The organism is Microbacterium sp. 13-71-7 (assembly GCF_002257455.1).
Classification (GTDB): Bacteria; Actinomycetota; Actinomycetes; order Actinomycetales; family Microbacteriaceae; genus Microbacterium.
In genome coordinates this window covers 1-1,628 of the sequence record NZ_NCKN01000402.1, presented here as the reverse complement: position 1 = coordinate 1,628, position 1,628 = coordinate 1, and the positions used below count along the sequence as shown (strand labels likewise).

1 protein-coding gene is annotated in these 1,628 nt (G+C 66.3%); it reads right to left on the bottom strand.

The window, feature by feature from the left end; translation table 11 throughout:
• Positions 1-289: 289 nt before the first annotated feature.
• A partial coding sequence (locus B7X32_RS20770) for a DUF2156 domain-containing protein (protein WP_292724109.1) occupies positions 290-1,628 on the bottom strand: 1,339 nt, incomplete at its 5' end.

Sequence of the window (1,628 nt, the reverse complement as noted above, 5' to 3'; positions counted from 1 at the left end):
GGGGGCCTCGGTGGAGGGGGGTTCGGTGGCGGTGGTGGAACTGTGGCTCGGGGGCGTCGTGGAGGGCGTCGCGGCGTTCGCTGCCCCGATCCCCAGGCCCGAAAGACCCAGGACCATCACCGAGGTCAGCAGGATCTTCCTCTTGCGGCTCATGCTCATGTTCGTCTCCTTTGTTCAGTGGATGAGTGGTGAACTCTCGAAGGATGCCACCTAGCGATAAGGCGGGGATAAGCCCGCTCGACAAGATGCCGTGAACGTGGCCGCCCAGCCGAGAGCGGCCGTACCCCGTTCAGAGCTTGCCGCGCGCGAGCGCGGCCGCATTCTTCAGCGACAGGCGCGGCAGGTACGCTCGGGTCAAGGCCAGCCCGATCACCGGCAGTGCGGCGGGGTCGGGATACGCCATCACCAGTGGGTGGAACTCGGGTTGGAACTTGCGCTTGAATTTCAGCAGGGAACGGAACCCGTACGCGGGCTCCAGCGTGCCGCTGATGTAGTCGAGGATCCGCTCGATGCCGCCGTCCGGCACGGTCGTAGCGGTGTGTGCCAAGGGTGCCCCGGACAGGCTCAGGAACTCGACGTTCTCATCTCTCATCCGCAGGGCTGTCTCGGCGATCAGGAACTCCATGACGCCGTTGAAGCTGTCGGGCCTGCGACGCATGAAGTCCAGGGTCCAGCCGACCACCCGTGCGTCACGATAGGTCGGCAACCAGCTTGTGACGCCATGCACCACCCCATCCTCGCCCAGCGCCACCATGAGGCGGACGGCCGGGTCACGCAGCTCATCGATGCCCCCGAGGGTGAAGCCCATCTCCGGTAGCCCCTTGCTGGCCATCCACTGCTCAGATATCTCGATCAGCTGCGTCGCCTGCGCAAGCGGCAGAGCCGCATAACTGGTCCACACGGCGCGGACGCCCGCCCGCTGGGCCCGGTTGATGGAGGTCCGCACGTCCTGCCACTTCTTCCCCGTCATCTCGAATGTCGCGGGACGCAGCACCGTCTCCTCCGCGATCACCATGGTGCGCCAGCCGATGGATCGGAAGAAGCCCTCATGCTTGCCGTCGATGCTGTAGAAGACGGGCAGCCAGCCGTTGTCAGTGCAGAAGCGGGCGAAGCGGCTCAGCGCCGGCTCCTTCGACCCCGTCACGCTGAAGGGACCGCCGATGGTGAGGGCTACCTGGCCGACGACGCGATAGGTGATCACGGCCCGACTCAGCGGATCGAACCAGTGCGCGTTGCCTGGCCAGGTCGCGAGGAACGAAAGGCTATCGCCACCCCCCTCGTTCAGGCGCTGCCGCACCTCGGCCATGGTGCCCTGCAGCTTCTGGTTCCGATGCTCACGCAGCACCCACACCGTCGCGCCGACCAGGACCGCCCAGAACGCAGGACCGATGCCGAAGTAGAGCAAAGCCCCCACCGGTGTGGTGGGGAGGAACTCGACGCTCTCGTGACGGAGGAACCCGATGGGGATGAAGCGTTCGAGCACGTCGCCGAGGAGCGTCCGAAGGCCGACGGCGCGGGTGAACGCGGTATCGTGCAGTGCCAGCCCGCCGACGATGTACGTGGCGGTGAGGACGGCGGCCGCCCCCGATACCACCGCAAGGAATACTCTCGTGTGCCGTCGCGAGGAA